General features: G+C 49.7%; 19 protein-coding genes, 1 tRNA gene and 2 pseudogenes. 17 read left to right on the forward strand and 5 right to left on the reverse strand.

Annotated elements, in window-relative coordinates; genetic code table 11:
• The 5 genes and pseudogenes from ACTHUE_RS02990 to ACTHUE_RS03010 all read left to right on the forward strand — a co-directional run.
• Window positions 1–215, forward strand: a pseudogene (locus tag ACTHUE_RS02990) (Fur family transcriptional regulator); the annotation flags it as partial.
• On the forward strand, window positions 203–1,132 hold the full coding sequence (locus ACTHUE_RS02995; RefSeq protein ID WP_003682934.1) for a CobW family GTP-binding protein: 930 nt from the start codon (window positions 203–205) through the stop codon (window positions 1,130–1,132). The pseudogene ACTHUE_RS02990 and the gene ACTHUE_RS02995, both read left to right, overlap by 13 nt.
• A gap of 97 nt (window positions 1,133–1,229) precedes the next feature.
• Window positions 1,230–2,285: an ABC transporter permease subunit gene (locus ACTHUE_RS03000; RefSeq protein WP_039862485.1), complete on the forward strand. Its 1,056-nt coding sequence runs from the start codon at window positions 1,230–1,232 to the stop codon at window positions 2,283–2,285.
• A 36-nt stretch (window positions 2,286–2,321) separates the two neighbouring features.
• Window positions 2,322–3,362: an ABC transporter permease gene (locus tag ACTHUE_RS03005; RefSeq protein WP_004520828.1), complete on the forward strand. Its 1,041-nt coding sequence runs from the start codon at window positions 2,322–2,324 to the stop codon at window positions 3,360–3,362.
• 110 nt (window positions 3,363–3,472) lie between these two features.
• On the forward strand, window positions 3,473–4,153 hold the full coding sequence (locus tag ACTHUE_RS03010) for a sulfite exporter TauE/SafE family protein (protein WP_003680951.1): 681 nt from the start codon (window positions 3,473–3,475) through the stop codon (window positions 4,151–4,153).
• Between the two features lie 86 nt (window positions 4,154–4,239).
• Here the strand turns inward: ACTHUE_RS03010 and ACTHUE_RS03015 are convergent, their stop codons facing one another.
• The 3 genes from ACTHUE_RS03015 to xseA all read right to left on the reverse strand — a co-directional run bounded on the left by ACTHUE_RS03015 (window position 4,240) and on the right by xseA (window position 7,303).
• The gene (locus ACTHUE_RS03015; RefSeq protein ID WP_070695372.1) at window positions 4,240–5,049 is read right to left on the reverse strand and encodes a sulfite exporter TauE/SafE family protein; all 810 of its coding nucleotides are present in this window, start codon (window positions 5,047–5,049) and stop codon (window positions 4,240–4,242) included.
• A gap of 1 nt (window position 5,050) precedes the next feature.
• The gene (pssA, locus tag ACTHUE_RS03020) at window positions 5,051–5,830 is read right to left on the reverse strand and encodes a CDP-diacylglycerol--serine O-phosphatidyltransferase (protein ID WP_004520826.1); all 780 of its coding nucleotides are present in this window, start codon (window positions 5,828–5,830) and stop codon (window positions 5,051–5,053) included.
• Window positions 5,831–5,953: 123 nt separating this feature from the next.
• A complete protein-coding gene (xseA, locus tag ACTHUE_RS03025; RefSeq protein WP_049344148.1) occupies window positions 5,954–7,303 on the reverse strand; it encodes an exodeoxyribonuclease VII large subunit in 1,350 nt (449 codons plus the stop codon).
• Between the two features lie 181 nt (window positions 7,304–7,484).
• Between xseA and lpxK the strand changes: the two genes are divergently transcribed.
• The 12 genes from lpxK to rfaD all read left to right on the forward strand — a co-directional run bounded on the left by lpxK (window position 7,485) and on the right by rfaD (window position 15,804).
• A complete protein-coding gene (gene lpxK, locus ACTHUE_RS03030; RefSeq protein WP_049335618.1) occupies window positions 7,485–8,495 on the forward strand; it encodes a tetraacyldisaccharide 4'-kinase in 1,011 nt (336 codons plus the stop codon).
• Between the two features lie 64 nt (window positions 8,496–8,559).
• Complete coding sequence (locus tag ACTHUE_RS03035; RefSeq protein WP_049344150.1) at window positions 8,560–9,225, forward strand: hypothetical protein; 666 nt, start codon at window positions 8,560–8,562, stop codon at window positions 9,223–9,225.
• Window positions 9,226–9,274: 49 nt separating this feature from the next.
• Entirely contained in the window at window positions 9,275–9,850 is a 576-nt protein-coding gene (locus ACTHUE_RS03040) for a DUF2059 domain-containing protein (RefSeq protein ID WP_049335588.1), read from the forward strand.
• Between the two features lie 94 nt (window positions 9,851–9,944).
• Entirely contained in the window at window positions 9,945–10,127 is a 183-nt protein-coding gene (locus ACTHUE_RS03045) for a Trm112 family protein (RefSeq protein WP_003679524.1), read from the forward strand.
• Complete coding sequence (gene kdsB, locus ACTHUE_RS03050) at window positions 10,124–10,885, forward strand: 3-deoxy-manno-octulosonate cytidylyltransferase (protein WP_004520817.1); 762 nt, start codon at window positions 10,124–10,126, stop codon at window positions 10,883–10,885. Before ACTHUE_RS03045 ends, kdsB begins: the two co-directional genes overlap by 4 nt.
• 11 nt (window positions 10,886–10,896) lie before the next feature.
• Window positions 10,897–11,415, forward strand: coding sequence for a hypothetical protein (locus ACTHUE_RS03055; protein WP_004520816.1), 519 nt, complete (start codon window positions 10,897–10,899; stop codon window positions 11,413–11,415).
• A 72-nt stretch (window positions 11,416–11,487) separates the two neighbouring features.
• Window positions 11,488–12,135, forward strand: a complete 648-nt coding sequence (gene adk / locus ACTHUE_RS03060) for an adenylate kinase (RefSeq protein WP_003746105.1) — start codon at window positions 11,488–11,490, stop codon at window positions 12,133–12,135.
• A 108-nt stretch (window positions 12,136–12,243) separates the two neighbouring features.
• The gene (pyrF, locus tag ACTHUE_RS03065; protein WP_049335590.1) at window positions 12,244–12,975 is read left to right on the forward strand and encodes an orotidine-5'-phosphate decarboxylase; all 732 of its coding nucleotides are present in this window, start codon (window positions 12,244–12,246) and stop codon (window positions 12,973–12,975) included.
• 13 nt (window positions 12,976–12,988) lie between these two features.
• Entirely contained in the window at window positions 12,989–13,207 is a 219-nt protein-coding gene (locus ACTHUE_RS03070) for an NADH dehydrogenase (RefSeq protein WP_004520812.1), read from the forward strand.
• Window positions 13,192–13,656, forward strand: a complete 465-nt coding sequence (locus tag ACTHUE_RS03075; RefSeq protein ID WP_004520811.1) for a hypothetical protein — start codon at window positions 13,192–13,194, stop codon at window positions 13,654–13,656. The genes ACTHUE_RS03070 and ACTHUE_RS03075 overlap by 16 nt, the downstream gene beginning before the upstream one ends.
• A 41-nt stretch (window positions 13,657–13,697) precedes the next feature.
• Window positions 13,698–14,660 carry a D-glycero-beta-D-manno-heptose-7-phosphate kinase gene (rfaE1, locus tag ACTHUE_RS03080; protein ID WP_004520810.1) on the forward strand — a complete coding sequence of 321 codons (963 nt, stop codon included), beginning with the start codon at window positions 13,698–13,700 and terminating at the stop codon, window positions 14,658–14,660.
• A gap of 139 nt (window positions 14,661–14,799) precedes the next feature.
• On the forward strand, window positions 14,800–15,804 hold the full coding sequence (rfaD, locus tag ACTHUE_RS03085; protein ID WP_039862484.1) for an ADP-glyceromanno-heptose 6-epimerase: 1,005 nt from the start codon (window positions 14,800–14,802) through the stop codon (window positions 15,802–15,804).
• Between the two features lie 226 nt (window positions 15,805–16,030).
• Here the strand turns inward: rfaD and ACTHUE_RS03090 are convergent.
• Together ACTHUE_RS03090 and ACTHUE_RS03095 are read right to left on the reverse strand one after the other, a co-directional pair.
• Window positions 16,031–16,326: pseudogene (locus ACTHUE_RS03090) on the reverse strand (transposase); the annotation flags it as partial.
• Between the two features lie 146 nt (window positions 16,327–16,472).
• Window positions 16,473–16,562, reverse strand: a tRNA-Leu gene (locus tag ACTHUE_RS03095).
• Window positions 16,563–16,569 lie beyond the last annotated feature (7 nt).

The raw sequence follows: 16,569 nt of genomic DNA on the forward strand, positions 1-16,569 counted from the left end.
CGCAGCACGAGTGCAATGACCATTGCCATGACCACGAAGAAGCCGAAGCGCACCACAGCGCGTTTATTTTGGTTTGTACCGAATGCGGTACGGCAGATGAGCAGACCTTGAGCCAAGAATGGGCGGCCTTGCGTGCAGGCGTGGCTGAAACCGGTTTCTCATTAAAAGAAGAACATGTTGTTTTAACAGGAATTTGTAAAAAATGTCAGAAGTAAAAAAGACCAAAGTCCACCTGATTTCAGGCTTTCTCGGAACAGGTAAAACCACCGCACTCAAAAGTCTGATGGCGCAAAAAGACCCGAATGAAAAATGGGTCATCATCGTCAACGAATTCGGCGAAATCGGCATTGACGGCGCCGTCTTGAGCGACAACGGCATTCCCGTGGCCGAAATCGCCGGCGGCTGTTTGTGTTGTACTGCCGGTGCGCAAATGGGGACGACCGTACAAAAAATGCTGCGCGATGCCCAACCCGACCGCTTGATGATTGAAGCCAGCGGTCTGGCACACGCCGCCAGCGTTATCGACGAACTGAAAGCCAAACCGCTCGACAGCATGCTGGAAATCGGCGCCGTCTTTACCGTCGTCGATCCGCGCCAATTCATTAATCCCGATTACGCGCAACAAGCCTTGTATAAAGACCAAATCGGCATTTGCGACGTATTGGTCGCCAGCAAAACCGACTTGTGTACGCCGGAGCAACTGGCCGAATTTCATGATAAAGCGGCCAAGCTGTTCCCGCCTAAAGCCAAAGTGGTTGAAGTACAAAATGCGCAACTTGACATCCAATGGCTTGATATTCCCGTTGTCGAAAAATCGCGCTACCGCCTCAAAGCCCTGCCGGACAACACCATGGGCTTCCAGTCGCAAGGCTTTACTTTCCCTGCCGGACGTGATTTCGATGGCGAAAAACTGACTGATTTCTTCAACGACCTGCCTAAATTTACAGACGGTCTCGTGCGTGCCAAAGGCGTGTTCCAAGTGCTCGGTACATGGGTATGGCTGAACTGGGTGGACGGTCAATGGGGCGCAAACCAAGTTTCATGGCGCCGTGATTCCCGCTTTGAGCTGATTGCCAAATCGTTTGACGCGGATTTGATTGAGAAGAAATTGCAGGAGGCGTTGGAGAAGTAAATCATCGGCCAAACGCTTATTAATCCGTTACTATATGCCGTCTGAAGTCAGCGGTTTCAGACGGCCTTCAAATCAAAAAATAGAGGAACACTTAACCATGTGGCGTTATATCTTTCATCGTTTGCTCCTTTTGATTCCCACGTTGTTGGGGATTTTGGCGATTACCTTCGCTGTGATTCAGTTTGTTCCCGGCGGTCCGGTGGAGCAGATGGTTCAGCAGCTGACGCAGGGCGCGGTTGGCGGCGAGACGGCGGGACACAGTATGCCTGGAACTTTGGCCAAAAACGGCAACCGCATCAGTGCGGAAGATTTGGCCGCGCTGAATGCTTTGTACGGTTTCGACAAGCCACCTGTGACGCGTTTTGTGGATATGGTATGGAAATTTGCCCGTTTCGATTTGGGCGAGAGCTTTTTCCACCACCAAACCGTATTTGAGTTGGTAAAAGAGAAAATGCCGGTATCGATGAGTTTGGGTTTGTGGACGTTCTTCCTGACTTATTTGATATGTATTCCGTTGGGTATTGCCAAGGCGGTCAGGGATGGCAGCCGATTCGATACGATTACGGGGATGATCATTTTGGTCGGCTATACCGTACCGCCGTTTGTCTTGGGCTTGGTGTTGCTGGTGTTATTTGGCGGCGGCAGCTTTTTTGCCTGGTTCCCGCAGGGTGGCTTGGTTGGTGATGATTTTGATACGCTCTCTTGGGCAGGTAAAGTCAAAGATTATTTATGGCATATGGCCTTGCCGATTACCGCTTCGGTGGCAGGCAACTTGGCGGTGATGACCGTATTGACGAAAAACGTGTTCCTTGAAGAAATCCGCCGTCAATATGTTTATACCGCGCGAGCCAAGGGCTTGCCTGAGAAACAGATTTTGTGGAAGCATATTTTCCGCAACGCCATGATTCCTCTGATTACCGGTTTCCCGGCTGCATTTATCGGCGCATTCTTTACCGGAAGCCTGTTGATTGAAACGCTGTTCTCGCTGGATGGTTTGGGTTTGCTGTCTTACGAGGCAGTGATGAAACGTGATTATCCTGTCGTAATGGGTACGCTGTATGTATTCACGCTGATGGGGTTGTTGGCTAAACTGGTGTCGGATATTTCTTATTCATGGGTCGATCCGCGTATTCACTTTGGCGGACAGAAATAAGGCCGTCTGAAAATATCTTCAATCCATTATTAAAGAATGTTTCGAACCATGAAAAAGAAAAAATCTACTTCAAACCCTACTTGGCAAGCCTTTAAGCAGCATAAGCGCGGTTGGTTGGCTTTGCGGATTTTGGCCGTTTTGTTTGTCGTCACTTTGCTTGCTCCTTTGTGGAGCAACGATAAACCTTTGTGGATACGCTATCAGGGCGAGTATTTCTTCCCCTTGGTAAACGAATACAACGAAACCACATTTGGCGGCGATTTCGATACGCCTGCGGATTATCTGGATCCGCTTATCCGCCACAACATTACTTCAGACGGCAATTTTGCCCTTTATCTGCCCAATCCTTACGATGCCGATACTTTAAACGATTTTGATACGGCACCCGATCCGGCCAAACCGTCCGAACGGCATATCTTGGGAACGGACGACCGCGGCCGTGACCTGTTGGCGCGCTTGGTTTACGGTTTCCGCGATTCGCTGTTGTTTGCCTTGGTGTTGACTGTGGTGACTACCGTAATCGGCGTGGTTGCAGGCGCGGTACAGGGTTATTTCGGCGGTAAAACCGACCTTCTGATGCAGCGTTTTATCGAGGTTTGGGGCGGTATGCCGGAGCTGTACCTCTTGATTATCCTGTCTTCGTTTTTTAATCCGGGGCTGTTGATTTTGCTGGTGTTGCTGTCGCTTTTCGGCTGGATGGGCTTGTCCGACTATGTCCGTGCCGAGTTTTTGAAAAACCGTCAGACCGATTATGTTTTGGCGGCGCGCGCAATGGGCGTGGGCAACCGTGAAATCATGTGGCGCCATATCCTGCCCAACAGCTTGACGCCGGTATTGGCCTTCCTGCCTTTCCGTATTTCCGGTGCGGTACTTGCCCTGACCAGTTTGGACTTCTTGGGCTTGGGCGTACCTGCCTCACAGGCAAGTTTGGGCGAGTTGCTGGCGCAAGGTAAAGACAACTTGGACGCGTGGTGGATTGGCCTGTCTGCCGTTGCTACGCTGACGGTAATGCTGCTTTTGCTGGTCATGATCGGCGAAGGTTTGCGTCAGGCATTTGACGTACGCGCACGCAGTTAATTGCTTTTCTAAAGCGTGAAGAGGGTGGGCGGAAAAGCTTATCCTGCATTCTCAGGGCCGTCTGAAAAGTTTCAGACGGCCTCATCCATTCGTTTGAATCATTAAAAACCATGAATCAAGAAATCACATTTCTTACTCTTTTTCTGCTCGGCTTTTTTGGCGGAACGCATTGCGTCGGTATGTGCGGCGGATTGAGCAGCGCATTTGCTTTGCAGCTGCCGCCACATTTAAACCGAATCGGGCTGATTGTATTGTTGAACTTGGGGCGCATCAGCAGCTATGTCGTCATCGGCCTTCTGGTCGGCTTGGTCGGGCAGGTCGGCATTTCCTTGGACGATACGCGCGCGGTTCAAAACGGTTTGTATATTGCCGCCAATGTTTTGCTGCTTTTGCTCGGTCTGTATCTTGCCGGTATTTCGACTGCCGCAACCAAAATCGAAGGCATCGGTAAACCGATATGGAAACGCCTGAATCCTTTGCTGAACAAATTGCTGCCGATTAAATCAGTGCCTGCCTGTTTCGGCGTCGGCGTGCTTTGGGGCTGGCTGCCTTGCGGTTTGGTGTACAGCGCGTCTTTGTATGCTTTGGGCAGCGGCAATGCCTTGCACGGCGGGCTGTATATGCTGGCGTTTGCATTGGGGACCTTGCCGAACCTGCTCGCGATGGGCATATTTGCAGCGCAGTTGAAAACCTTTCTGCAAAAACGCATGGTTCGTTTGTGCGCCGGATTGTTGGTGGCAGGATGGGCGATATGGCGCTTGGCTGTATTTGCGATGGGGCAAATCGGGTAAGGTAAAAAGGTTTTATTTAGTTTGTTGTTTTGCAATTAAAAAGGCCGTCTGAAAGAATTTCAGACGGCCTTTTTCACAAGAAAGATTTAATGTATCAAATTCCAAGCCATCTTGGCGGCAATCAGCAGCAACATGATGCCGAAGGCGATTTTGAGTTTTCGGGCGGGCAGCTTGTGCGCCGTTTTTACGCCGAGTGGAGCGAAGAGGATGGTGGCAGCGCTCAATATGGCTACAGCCGGAAGATAGATAAAGCCTGCCGCGCCTTCAGGCAGGTGGGCAACATGTAAACCGTTGGCAAAATAGCCGATGGTGCCGGCAATCGCAATCGGCCATGCCAGACCTGAAGATGTGCCGATGGCGCGGTGTGCCGGAAAGTTGCAATATAGTAGAAATGGAACGGATAGCGAACCGCCGCCGATACCGACCCAACTTGAAGCCGCCCCAAAAAGCGTACCCACGGCTGTCAGGCCGTGGAGGGCAGGCAGGGTGCGTGAAGGTTTGGGTTTGGAATCGCGTAGGGTTTTGACTGCGATAAAGGCAAGAAATGCAATAAAGAAAACTTGCAAAGCCAGCGTCGGCATATATTTTGCCGTTACCGCGCCGAGGAGTACGCCAAGTATCATGCCCGGCGTCATTCGGCGGACGGTCGCCCAATCAATGGCGTGCTTTTTATGTTGGGCGTACATACTGGAGAAGGTAGTAAACACCATGACGGCAAAGGAAGTGCCGATGGCAAGATGCTGGGCATAGGGGTGGCTGCCTATGCCTTGCAGCTGCAACGCCCATAAGACAACGGGAACAATCAACGTGCCACCGCCTACGCCGAATAGTCCGGCAATAAAGCCCGCTGCGCTGCCGACGGCGAGCAGGGCAAGGATGATGTCCCAAGACCACATTTCAGACGGCCTTGTCGTGTTTGTGTGCTTTATGGCGTTTTTTAAACCAACGGATGACTGCCATCACATAACCGGACAGGCTGTAACCGAGGAAAAATAGGAAGAGGACGAGAGAAGGCTCCCAGTTGATGAGCAGCAATACCAACACGGCCAACACCATGCCCATAAACGGTACTTGGCGGCGGATGTTGATTTCTTTGAAGCTCCAAAACGGAATCTGCACAATCATGGAAATGCCGGCAAACAGGGTAATGCCCAATGCCCACCAATGCACGCCGGGGAAGCGTTCGATGCTGTGGTTGACCCAAATCAGGCCGACAATCAACGCAGCGGCGGTCGGGCTTGGAACGCCGATAAACCAGCGTTTGTCGACTTTGCCGATAAGCGTGTTGAACAGTGCCAAACGCAGAGCGGCGCAGGCGCAGTAGATAAAGGCGACGGAATAGCCGATTTTGCCAAACTGCCAAAGTTGCCATTTGTAGGCAATCAGGGCAGGCGCGACGCCGAAACTGACCATATCGGCGAGGCTGTCGAGCTGTTCACCGAATGCGCTCTGGCTGTTGGTCAAACGTGCAACGCGTCCGTCCATGCCGTCGAGCAGCATGGAAAGGAAAACTGCAATCGCCGCCGTTTCATAACGTCCGTGCATGGACTGTGTAATGGCGAAGAAGGCGCAAAACAGTGCGGCGATGGTAAAGGAATTGGGCAGCAGGTAAATGCTGTTTTTGCGGATGGAATTGCGTGGTGGAATCGGATTTTCTGTATTTTGTGAGTTGTCCATAATGTTTCCGTATATGCTGCGGGTGCAGATGAGGCATTATACCGCATTGGCAGGTTAAGGATTTTTAAAAGGCAGACATAGTTTCACTTCAATCGCATAAAGTTTCAGACGGCCTTTATTTTGTCAGTCAAACAACTCGCCCTGAGCCTGCTCTTTGGTCACGCGTACGTCGGTTTCGCCGTCGGCAAAAGTGATGTGCAGTTTCTGCCCTTGTTTCAATGTATCGGCATTGCGGATGACTTGTCCGCGTGTGTTTTTGACGACGGAGAAACCTCGCTCCAGAATATGCTGCGGCGATACGGCTTCGAGCAATGCGGCTTGGGCGATCAGGCTTTGACAGCGTTGGACAAGCAGCTGGCGGAAGGAATGCGACAAGGCCGTCTGAAAGCGGTCGATGTTGTGTTTGTAAATGGAAACATCAGGACGGCAATGTTTCAGGGTTTGGGTTTGGCGTTCAAAACGGGCGGTATGGGCACGGAGGTTTTGCGTCATCGAGTAAGACAGCGTTTGCGCCAGCTTGCTGATTGAAGCGCGCTGATCGTCAAGTTTTTGGCGCGGGTGACGGATTTGCCGCGCCAACCAGTCGAGTTTTTGGCTGGCATCGAAATAACGTTGCTCCAAAACGGTTTTCAGACGGCCTTGCGCTTGGGCTAGACGATGTAACGATTCTTGGCGGTTGGGGCTGACCAGTTCTGCCGCGCCGGTCGGCGTGGGTGCGCGTACGTCGGCGACGAAATCGGCGAGTGTGAAATCGGTTTCGTGGCCTACGCCGCTGACAACGGGAATTGCGCAGGCTTCGATGGCGCGCACAACCGGTTCTTCATTAAACGCCCACAAGTCTTCAATGCTGCCGCCGCCGCGACAGACAATCAGCACGTCACATTCGGCGCGTTGCGAAGCGGTTTTAATCGCTTGAGCAATTTGCAACTCGCTGCCTGTGCCTTGTACGGGCGTCGGATAAACGATAACGGGGATTTCGGGTGCGCGGCGGTTTAAGGTGGTCACGACATCGCGCAAAGCTGCCGCCGCCAGGCTGGTGACGATGCCGATACATTGCGGACGGGCGGGCAGAGGTTTCTTGCGTTCCGCTGAAAACGCGCCTTCCGCCTGCAACTGCGCCTTCAATCGCTCATAGGCTTCGTAAAGCTGCCCCAAGCCTTTGAGCCGCACCTCGTTCACCGTAATCTGAAATTCACCCCGCGCTTCATAAATACTGATTCTTCCTGATACCTCGATATGGTCGCCTTCTTTCAAAGGCTTCGCCAAGCGCATGGCCGCACCCTTAAACATCGCGCAACGCACCTGAGCGCGGCTGTCTTTGAGCGAGAAATAATAATGTCCGCTGGCAGCACGGGTCAGGTTGGATACTTCGCCGGCAATCCACAAGCCTGCGAGATGGTCTTCCAACAAGGCTTTGGCGAGGGCGTTGAGTTCGGATACGGAAATGGAGGAGGGCGCGAAGAGTTCGGACATTGCGAAACAGGAAAAATTTGGGAAAGTTGAATTATAAGGGTTTTAGAGCGATTCGTTGTATTCGTTTTTATGAAACTTGCGCCCTTTGTTTTAATATTATCAAAGGCGCATGTTCAGACGGCCTTGCCTGGGCGGGCTTGTGTTATATTATCGTTTGATTTTCGCTTCAAAAGCCGTGCGTATGCCCAAACTCCACCAAATTATCGAACGCCATTGGCAATCCCCCAATCCGTTTTTGTCTTTGCTGTTAAAACCATTGTCCAAGCTGTTTGCCAAAATTGCGGCGAAACGGCGCGATGATTTTGTTTCAGGCCGTCTGAAAAGCGAAAAATTGCCTGTGCCTGTGGTGGTAGTCGGCAATATCCATGCAGGCGGAACAGGGAAAACGCCGATAGTCGCTGCGCTGGTGTCGGGTTTGCAGGAAAAGGGCGTTAAGGTCGGTATCATCAGCCGAGGTTATGGGCGCAAGAGTAAGGCGGTTCATGTATTGAATACAGCCAGCAGTGCGGCAGATGCAGGCGACGAGCCTTTATTGCTGTTTCGCCAAACCGGTGCGCCGACGGCGGTAGGCAGCAGCCGTGCAGAAGCAGGCAGGGCATTGCTTGCAGCGCATCCGGAGCTTGAATTGATTGTGACCGACGACGGCTTGCAACATTATGCCTTGCAGCGCGATATGGAAATTGCCGTATTCCCGGCGGCGGATACGGGGCGGACGGATTTGGATTTACTGCCCAACGGCAGCTTGCGCGAACCTTTGTCGCGATTGGCTTCCGTTGATGCGGTCGTCGTCAGTGGCGGAAAGGCAGATGCGGCATTTAAGCCGTCTGAAAATATGTTTGTCAGCCATATTGAAACAGGGCGGATTTACCGGTTGAACAGGCCGTTTGAGAAATTGGATTTGGAAGGCTTGGGAAATCAAACCGTCGCTGCCGTCGCCGGTATCGCCAAGCCGGAACGTTTTTTCAATACGTTGCAAAGCATGAATATCGCTTTGAAACAAACCGTTGCCTTGCCTGATCATGCAGATATTACGGCCGCGGATTTACCGGACGCAGATGTGGTGATTATCACGGAAAAGGATGCAGTCAAATTTTCAGACGGCCACGGTTTGAATCATGTGTGGGTCTTGCCTGTTTATGCGATAATTGAGCCGGACTTGGCGGCGTTTGTATCCGCGAATGTTTCAATCTAAATGCTTATAGATGTTTCACAGATGTTTTAAAGATGATCTTCAAACTACGCAATAGGAGTAAATCATGAAGTTAAAATATTTGTTGGTCGCTTGCGCAGCTTTATTTGTATCCACTCAAAGCTTAGCTGCTAAACCAAGTGATGAATCTGCAATGAAATGGTTGGAAATTCAAGGGATAAGCAGTAATTATAGCGAGAAAGTACAACGTTCTTTAGAGATGGTGAATAAAGAGGACAATGAACGCTTGTTAACGATGACGCCCAAAGCTCAAAAAGCGCAGATGAAGGCGGTCATCAGCCGTTATATGAAAAACATGCAAGACGATTTGAGCCGCCCTGAGTTGAAAAAACAATGGTTGGATGAAGAAAAGCGTGCCGTACAGAAAGTATTCACACAAGAAGAAGTGGATGTAACCAACCGTTTTTTCTCTTCGGCTCAGGGAAAAAATATTTTGAAAAAGATAAGAAGTTTCCAACAGCATGGTGGAAATCTTGAGGATATGTTGAGCCAATCGGATATAGAAAAGATGACTGAAGCATTTGGGCATGGTGCCGGTAAGTCTGCGCTCGAGAAAATTAAGCATTTCGATAAGCTGAGTGATGAGATTATCCACAAAACCATGAGTCAAAACTACCTCAATGCAAGCGATAAATATACGCCTGCTTTTGAGGAGCAAACACATGGTATTTTATGCGAAGGCAACAAACATTTGCCGAAGTGTGCCAAATAATTTTCCGACTATCTGAAAATATTTATTTTTTGTTGAAAGGTAGAAAAAGATGAAGCTGAAAACCTTATTATTACCCTTCGCTGCGCTGGCATTGTGTGCCAATGCGTTTGCCGCGCCGCCCAGTGATGCGTCGCTGGAGCGTTTGTTTGAGGTGCAGAAGATGGATGCTCTGTTAGACCAGTCTCTCCAAAGCGTTGGAGGTATTGTGCTTTCTGATCCGAATGTACAGAATCTTTGGAAAGATGCGCCGGAAGACAAACGTCCTCAGTTGGAAGCAGTCTTGAAAAAATATACAACTCAATTGATTGCTGAAATCAATACACCGCAAGTGCGTGCCCAGTTGCATAAAGCGGCTTTGGAAGGCATAAAGACGGTTTATACTCAGGAAGAAGTCAACGCATTGATTGACTTTTACGGCACTGCAGTGGGTCAATCAATACTCGCTAAAACTCCACGCTATCTTGAAGCAACAATGACCCCAATATTGAGTATCATCACCGAAAAATACGAAAAATCCAGTCAAAACGCAAACTTAGCCCGTGAAATCCGTCAGATCATGTGCAATGGCAAAAATCCTGACCAAGCTTGTACACAGCAAACGAAGAAAACGGCACGGAAAAAATAATGCCGCTTGAGGCCGTCTGAAAACGAGTGCAGCAAGTTTCGCCAAAACGAGCAAAGTGATTTTCGCTAAAACCACCAAACCAGAAAGTAACCCCATGGAAAAAAAATTCTTAGACATCCTTGTTTGTCCTGTTACCAAAGGCAAACTCGAATACCATCAAGACAAACAGGAATTGTGGAGCCGTCAGGCAAAGCTGGCTTATCCGATTCGTGACGGCATCCCTTATATGCTGGAAAACGAAGCACGAGCGTTGAGCGAAGAGGAACTGAAAGCATGACCGAATTTGTCGTATTGATTCCGGCGCGGTTGGATTCTTCACGTCTGCCGGGCAAGGCTTTGGCCGATATTCACGGTAAACCGATGGTTGTACGTGTTGCCGAACAAGCAGCGAAAAGCAAGGCCGCGCATGTTGTCGTTGCCACCGACCATCCTGATATTCAGACGGCCTGTCAGGCGCACGGTGTCGAAGTGGTCATGACTTCTAATCAACACGAAAGCGGTACAACGCGTCTTGCCGAAGCGGCCAATACGCTGAAACTGCCGCAGCATCTGATTGTTGTGAACGTACAAGGCGACGAGCCTTTAATCGATCCCGAACTCATCAACCGTACGGCTGAAGTTTTGGTTGAAAACAATGTGCAAATGGCGACCGCCGCCCACGAATTGCACGATTTTGACGAGTTTATGAATCCTAACGTTGTCAAAGCCGTCCTCGACAAAAACCGCAACGCCATCTATTTCAGCCGCGCCCCGATTCCTTATCCACGCGATGTGATGCGCTCTGAAAAACGTGAATTGCCTTCAGAAACAGCTGTCTTGCGCCACATCGGCATTTATGCCTATCGTGCAGGTTTCCTGCAACGCTATTCCGAAATGGAAGTTTCTCCTTTGGAAACCATTGAATCTCTGGAACAATTGCGCGTCCTGTGGCACGGTTATCCGATTGCTGTTGAAATTGCCCAAGAAGCGCCAGCCGCCGGCGTGGATACACAGGAAGATTTGGACAGGGTAAGGGCTGTGTTCGAGGCCGTCTGAAAGGAAAAAACATGAATGATTTACGCCATTTGAGCCGTGACGAACAAAAACTGCTTGCCGATGTCGCTTTGCTGGTCAAAGACGACGATCAAGAGTTCAACTACGAAATGTTGAAAGTGGCCGCGCCCGACGAGGCCAGCGGCGAATTTTGGTTTCGCATGGCAGAAATGCTCAGCACCCTGCCGCCCAACCAATCCTTAGATTTGCGCATGACCGGCGGACGGTTGGCGGTCGCCGTATCGATTTTATCGGTGTTGTTGCAGGAAAGCCCCGATATTCCCCAGCTTTGGGCACAAAAAGTGATTGCGCTCAACTATCTGGCACACGGCCATCGGACACGCGCCCTCGGTTTAGCGCAACAGCCGGATAAAGCGGCAGAAGCCAACGAGGAAGAATATTTGGCAAAAGCCTTGTCCCAAAACCTACTTTCCACGTTGAAAGACGCATTGGAACGCTTCCCCGAAGACAGCTGGTTTATCGAAATGCGCGATGATGCGTGGCAGCACTTTGGCTCAGAGCAGGCCGTCTGAAGTTTTGAACGATAAACGCAAGGCGTGTAGAATTAAACAAACATCAAATCCATAAACCAAGAAGGACTCATCATGAAAGTATTATTGTTGGGCGCACCAGGCGCCGGCAAAGGCACACAGGCTCAATTCATCACTGCTGCATTCGGCATTCCTCAAATCTCTACCGGCGATATGCTCCGTGCTGCCATCAAAGCAGGCACTCCGCTGGGTTTGGAAGCAAAAAAAATCATTGATGAAGGCGGTTTGGTACGCGACGACATCATTATCGGCATGGTCAAAGAGCGTATTGCCCAAGACGACTGCAAAAACGGTTTCCTGTTTGACGGTTTCCCACGCACATTGGCACAAGCCGAAGCGATGGTTGAAGCTGGTGTGGATTTGGACGCGGTTGTTGAAATCGACGTACCCGACAGCGTGATTGTCGACCGCATGAGCGGCCGCCGCGTGCATTTGGCTTCCGGCCGTACTTACCACGTTACCTACAATCCGCCTAAAGTTGAAGGCAAAGACGACGTAACCGGCGAAGATTTGATTCAACGCGACGACGACAAAGAAGAAACCGTGAAAAAACGCCTTGCCGTTTACCACGAGCAAACCGAAGTTCTGGTTGATTTCTACAGCAAACTGGAAGGCGAACACGCGCCTAAATACATCAAAGTCGACGGCACCCAAGCAGTAGAAGCCGTGAAAGCCGAAGTATTGAAAGGTTTGGGCAAATAAGTTTTGCTGAAGTAAAATCATGAGGCCGTCTGAAAAAATATTTTCAGACGGCCTTTTGTGTACAAAAGCTGTTAAAATCGAAGCTATAACCGTTTCCGCAGGCATCTTATGAATCCCTTGATCTCCGACTTCCAAACTCAGCAACAACGTACTCCCGTTATCGTCGCCCTTGATTTTGCCAACGAAAAAGATACGCTCGGATTTGTCCGCAATCTTGACCCGGCATTGTGTCAAATCAAAATCGGCAAAGAGCTGTTTACCGCAACCGGCCGTAATTTGGCAGAAAGCTTAATCAATCAAGGTTTCAAACTTTTCCTCGATTTGAAATACCACGATATTCCCCACACAGTTGCTCAGGCCTGTAAAGTTGCTGCCGATATGGGCGTTTGGATGGTCGATATGCACGCCTCCGGTGGCCGCCGCATGATGGAAGCTGCAGCAGAAGCCGTTGCCGGATATCAAACCAAGCCGCTCCTAATCGGCGTAACCGTGTTGACTAGCATGGAACAAAGCGACTTGTCCGAAATCGGTTTGAACATCGCCCCTGAAGAACAAGTCATCCGCTTGGCGAAACTGGCGCAAAGTTCAGGCTTGGACGGCGTGGTATGTTCCGCTCAAGAAGCCGCACCATTGCGTCGTGAATTGGGACAGGATTTTGTCTTGGTCACACCAGGTATCCGCTTGGACGTTGCAGGCAATAATGACGACCAACGCCGTATTATGACACCGGCCGAAGCATTGGCTGCCGGTTCAACCTATTTGGTAATGGGCCGTCCGGTAACCAAAGCTGCCGATCCGGTAGCCGTATTGCGTGAAGTCAATCGAGTAGCCAACGCTTAAGGCCGTCTGAAGTATGAAGACGATTGTGATTGGTGCGACAGGCGCAACAGGAAAATCCTTGTTGCCTTTACTTGCAACCAGTTCAGAGGTTGAGTCTATCGACTGCTTCGGTCGCAGACATCCTGATTTTACCCACCAAAAGCTAAATAGCCATCAGATTGATTTTTCTCAGCCTGATGATTGGCGCGATGAAGTACAGGATGATTGTTTGCCTGCTTGGGAACAACCCTGAAAGCAGCAGGAAGTAAAGAAGCGCAATGGGCAATTGATTATGAGGCAAATCTTGAATTTGCCAAAGCCGCACGAGAAAACGGCGTCAATACTTTGGTTTTGATTTCCGCTTCCGGTGCAAATTCTGCTTCGCGCCTGTTTTATCAACGGATGAAGGGCGAATTGGAGCAAGCAATTATCGCTTTGAATTTTCCTCACCTTATTATTTTCCGCCCGCCATTGCTGATTCGTCCGAACAGCGACCGCTTGGGCGAAAAAATAGCAGAACGGATTTTTCGCGTACTCAACCGCATCGGCATGCTGAAAAACCAACGTCCACTTGCTGTCGAAAAATTGGCGCAAGCCATGCTGAAAGCAGCGTTGTTGTCATCTCATGAACAGGCGTCGTACTCGAAAAACCATATGCAGGTATATGAGCCTCAAGATATTTTTAGGCTGTTAGATCAATAAACCGATAACAAGCCTTACACAGAGATTTTAATGGAGCCAGTATGGTAACCAAGTTCCAACAAGAAACCCTCAAATCCCGTTTTGCACAAGCCAAAGTCCTTGTTGTCGGCGATGTGATGCTCGACCGTTATTGGTTTGGCGATGTGTCCCGCATTTCTCCTGAAGCCCCTGTGCCGGTGGCGAAAATCGCCCGTATCGACCAGCGGGCGGGCGGGGCGGCAAACGTTGCGCGCAATATCGCTTCATTGGGCGGCAAAGTAGGGCTGTTGTCCGTGACTGGCGATGATGAAGCTGCAGATGCGTTGGACGCATTGATGATGCAAGACGGCGTTGCTTCCTATCTGATGCGCGACAAGCAAATTGCGACTACTGTCAAATTGCGCGTTGTTGCCCGTAATCAGCAGCTTATCCGACTTGATTTTGAAGAATCGCCTCATCGTGAAGTGTTGGAACAAATCAAGCATCAATATTGCGAAGTGTTGCCTGAATACGATGCCATTATTTTTTCAGATTACGGCAAGGGCGGCCTGTCGCATATTTCCGATATGATCGATTGGGCGAAACAGGCCGGTAAACCTGTTTTAATCGACCCCAAAGGCGATGATTACGAAAAATATGCCGGCGCTACGCTGATTACGCCTAACCGTGCAGAGTTGAAAGAAGTGGTGGGTAGCTGGAAAAACGAAAATGATTTGACTGAAAAAGCCCAAAACCTGCGCCGTCATCTTGATTTGACCGCGATTTTGCTGACCCGAAGTGAAGAGGGTATGACCCTGTTCAATGAGGGCGAGCCGATTTATCAGCCTACACGGGCCCAAGAAGTCTATGATGTATCGGGTGCAGGCGATACCGTTATTGCCGGAGTGGGCTTGGGTTTGGCCGCTGGTTATACCATGCCCGAAGCGATGCACCTTGCCAATACTGCGGCAGGTGTTGTCGTGGCAAAACTTGGTACAGCGGTTTGCTCGTTTGCCGAATTGACTAAGGCATTGGAAGAGCAATAATTGCGGTTTCAGACGGCCTTAAAATCTAAAGGCCGTCTGAAAATAGAGTTGGAAAATAATCCAGACAGACAAGTTTTTATTTTTAGACAGCATGATTTCTTCAAGGCCGTCTGAAAAATCAAAATAAAGGAAATTCATTATGACCATTATCGTAACAGGCGCGGCCGGCTTTATTGGCAGCAACATCGTCAAAGCACTTAACCAGCGCGGTATTACCGACATTGTTGCCGTCGACAATTTGAGCAAAGGCGAAAAATTTAAAAACCTTGCCGAGTGTGAAATTGCCCATTATCTCGATAAACACGAATTTATCCGTCAAGTGCGCGGCCATCTTCTGCCTTACGACGATATCGAAGCCGTTTTCCACCAAGGCGCATGTTCTGATACCATGAATCATGACGGCCTTTACATGATGGACAACAACTACCAGTACACACTTGATCTCTTGGACTGGTGTCAGGATGAACGCATTCCGTTCCTTTATGCTTCCAGCGCCGCAGTGTACGGCAAGGGCGAAATCTTCCGCGAAGAGCGCGAACTGGAAAAACCGCTCAATGTATATGGCTACTCTAAATTCTTGTTTGACCAAGTATTGCGCCGCCGCATGAAAGAAGGCCTGACCGCCCAAGTCGTTGGCTTCCGCTACTTCAACGTATATGGACAGCAGGAGCAACACAAAGGCCGTATGGCATCCGTCGCCTTCCATCATTTCCACCAATACCGCGAGCATGGTTATGTTAATCTGTTTGGCGCCAATGACGGCTACGGTAATGGTGAGCAAACACGCGATTTTGTCAGCGTAGAAGATGTTGCCAAAGTTAACCTTTACTTCTTCGATCATCCTGAGCTTTCAGGTATCTTTAACCTCGGTACAGGTCGTAGCCAACAGTTTAACGAACTTGCCGCCGCAACCGTCAACGCTTGTCGTGCGGCCGAAGGCAAGCCTGAAATGAGTTTGAAAGAGTTGGTTGAAGAAGAACTTATCCGTTATATTCCATTCCCAGATGCACTCAAAGGCAAATATCAGAGCTTTACTCAAGCGGATATTACCAAGCTGCGCGAAGCTGGGTATAAAGAAGAATTCTTGGATGTAAAACAAGGCGTCAGCCGTTACGTTAAATGGATGCTGGAGAAATTGGTTTAAGTCCTTCTGATTTGAATGATAAGGTCGTCTGAAAAAGGATTTTCAGATGGCCTTATCATTTTGGGAAATTTTAAAATGAGACCTTTGCAAAATTCCTTTTCCTTCCAGCAGCCGAAATCCAAACATAGATTTTCGACTGTTTTCGTTCCAAGTACCCACTGATTCTACTCAAACCCCCCTCTTTACTCTCCCCAGATACCTGATAATCAGGCATCCGGGCCGCCTTTTAGGTAACAACAGGCGCACTTAGCCTGTTAGCTGCTTTCAACAGGTTTAAACACATTGCCTTCAGATGGCTTTATGCACTCACTTTAATCAGACCGAAATAGGCTACCCGAGTGTAGCGGGACTTACGGTGCAGCGTACCGAAGCTTTGTTCGACCACATAACGGGTCTTCGATAGATGTCGGTTACGTTTGGTTTACGCTTCCATCAGCGGACGGTTGCGGTGGGCTTTGCGCATAATGCCGTCCAGCAAACGATGATTACCAGATGCTACCGGTCTTCCTCGTTGTCATAGCCTGAGACCTTTGCACGAGCTTGTCACATTTGACGCAAATGGCGCAAGTTAGATACAAATCAGGCACAAACAAAAAAGACAGCCTTACAAATAAGCTGTCAATTAGAAATTTAGAATATTAGGTTTTTCAATAAATTCAGATATTTATTGGTGCCCGGAGCCGGAATCGAACCGGCACGGCCGGTTTAGGGCCGACGGATTTTAAGTCCGTTGTGTCTACCTATTTCACCACCCGGGCGTAGACA

This window comes from Neisseria sp. P0021.S005 (assembly GCF_051956955.1).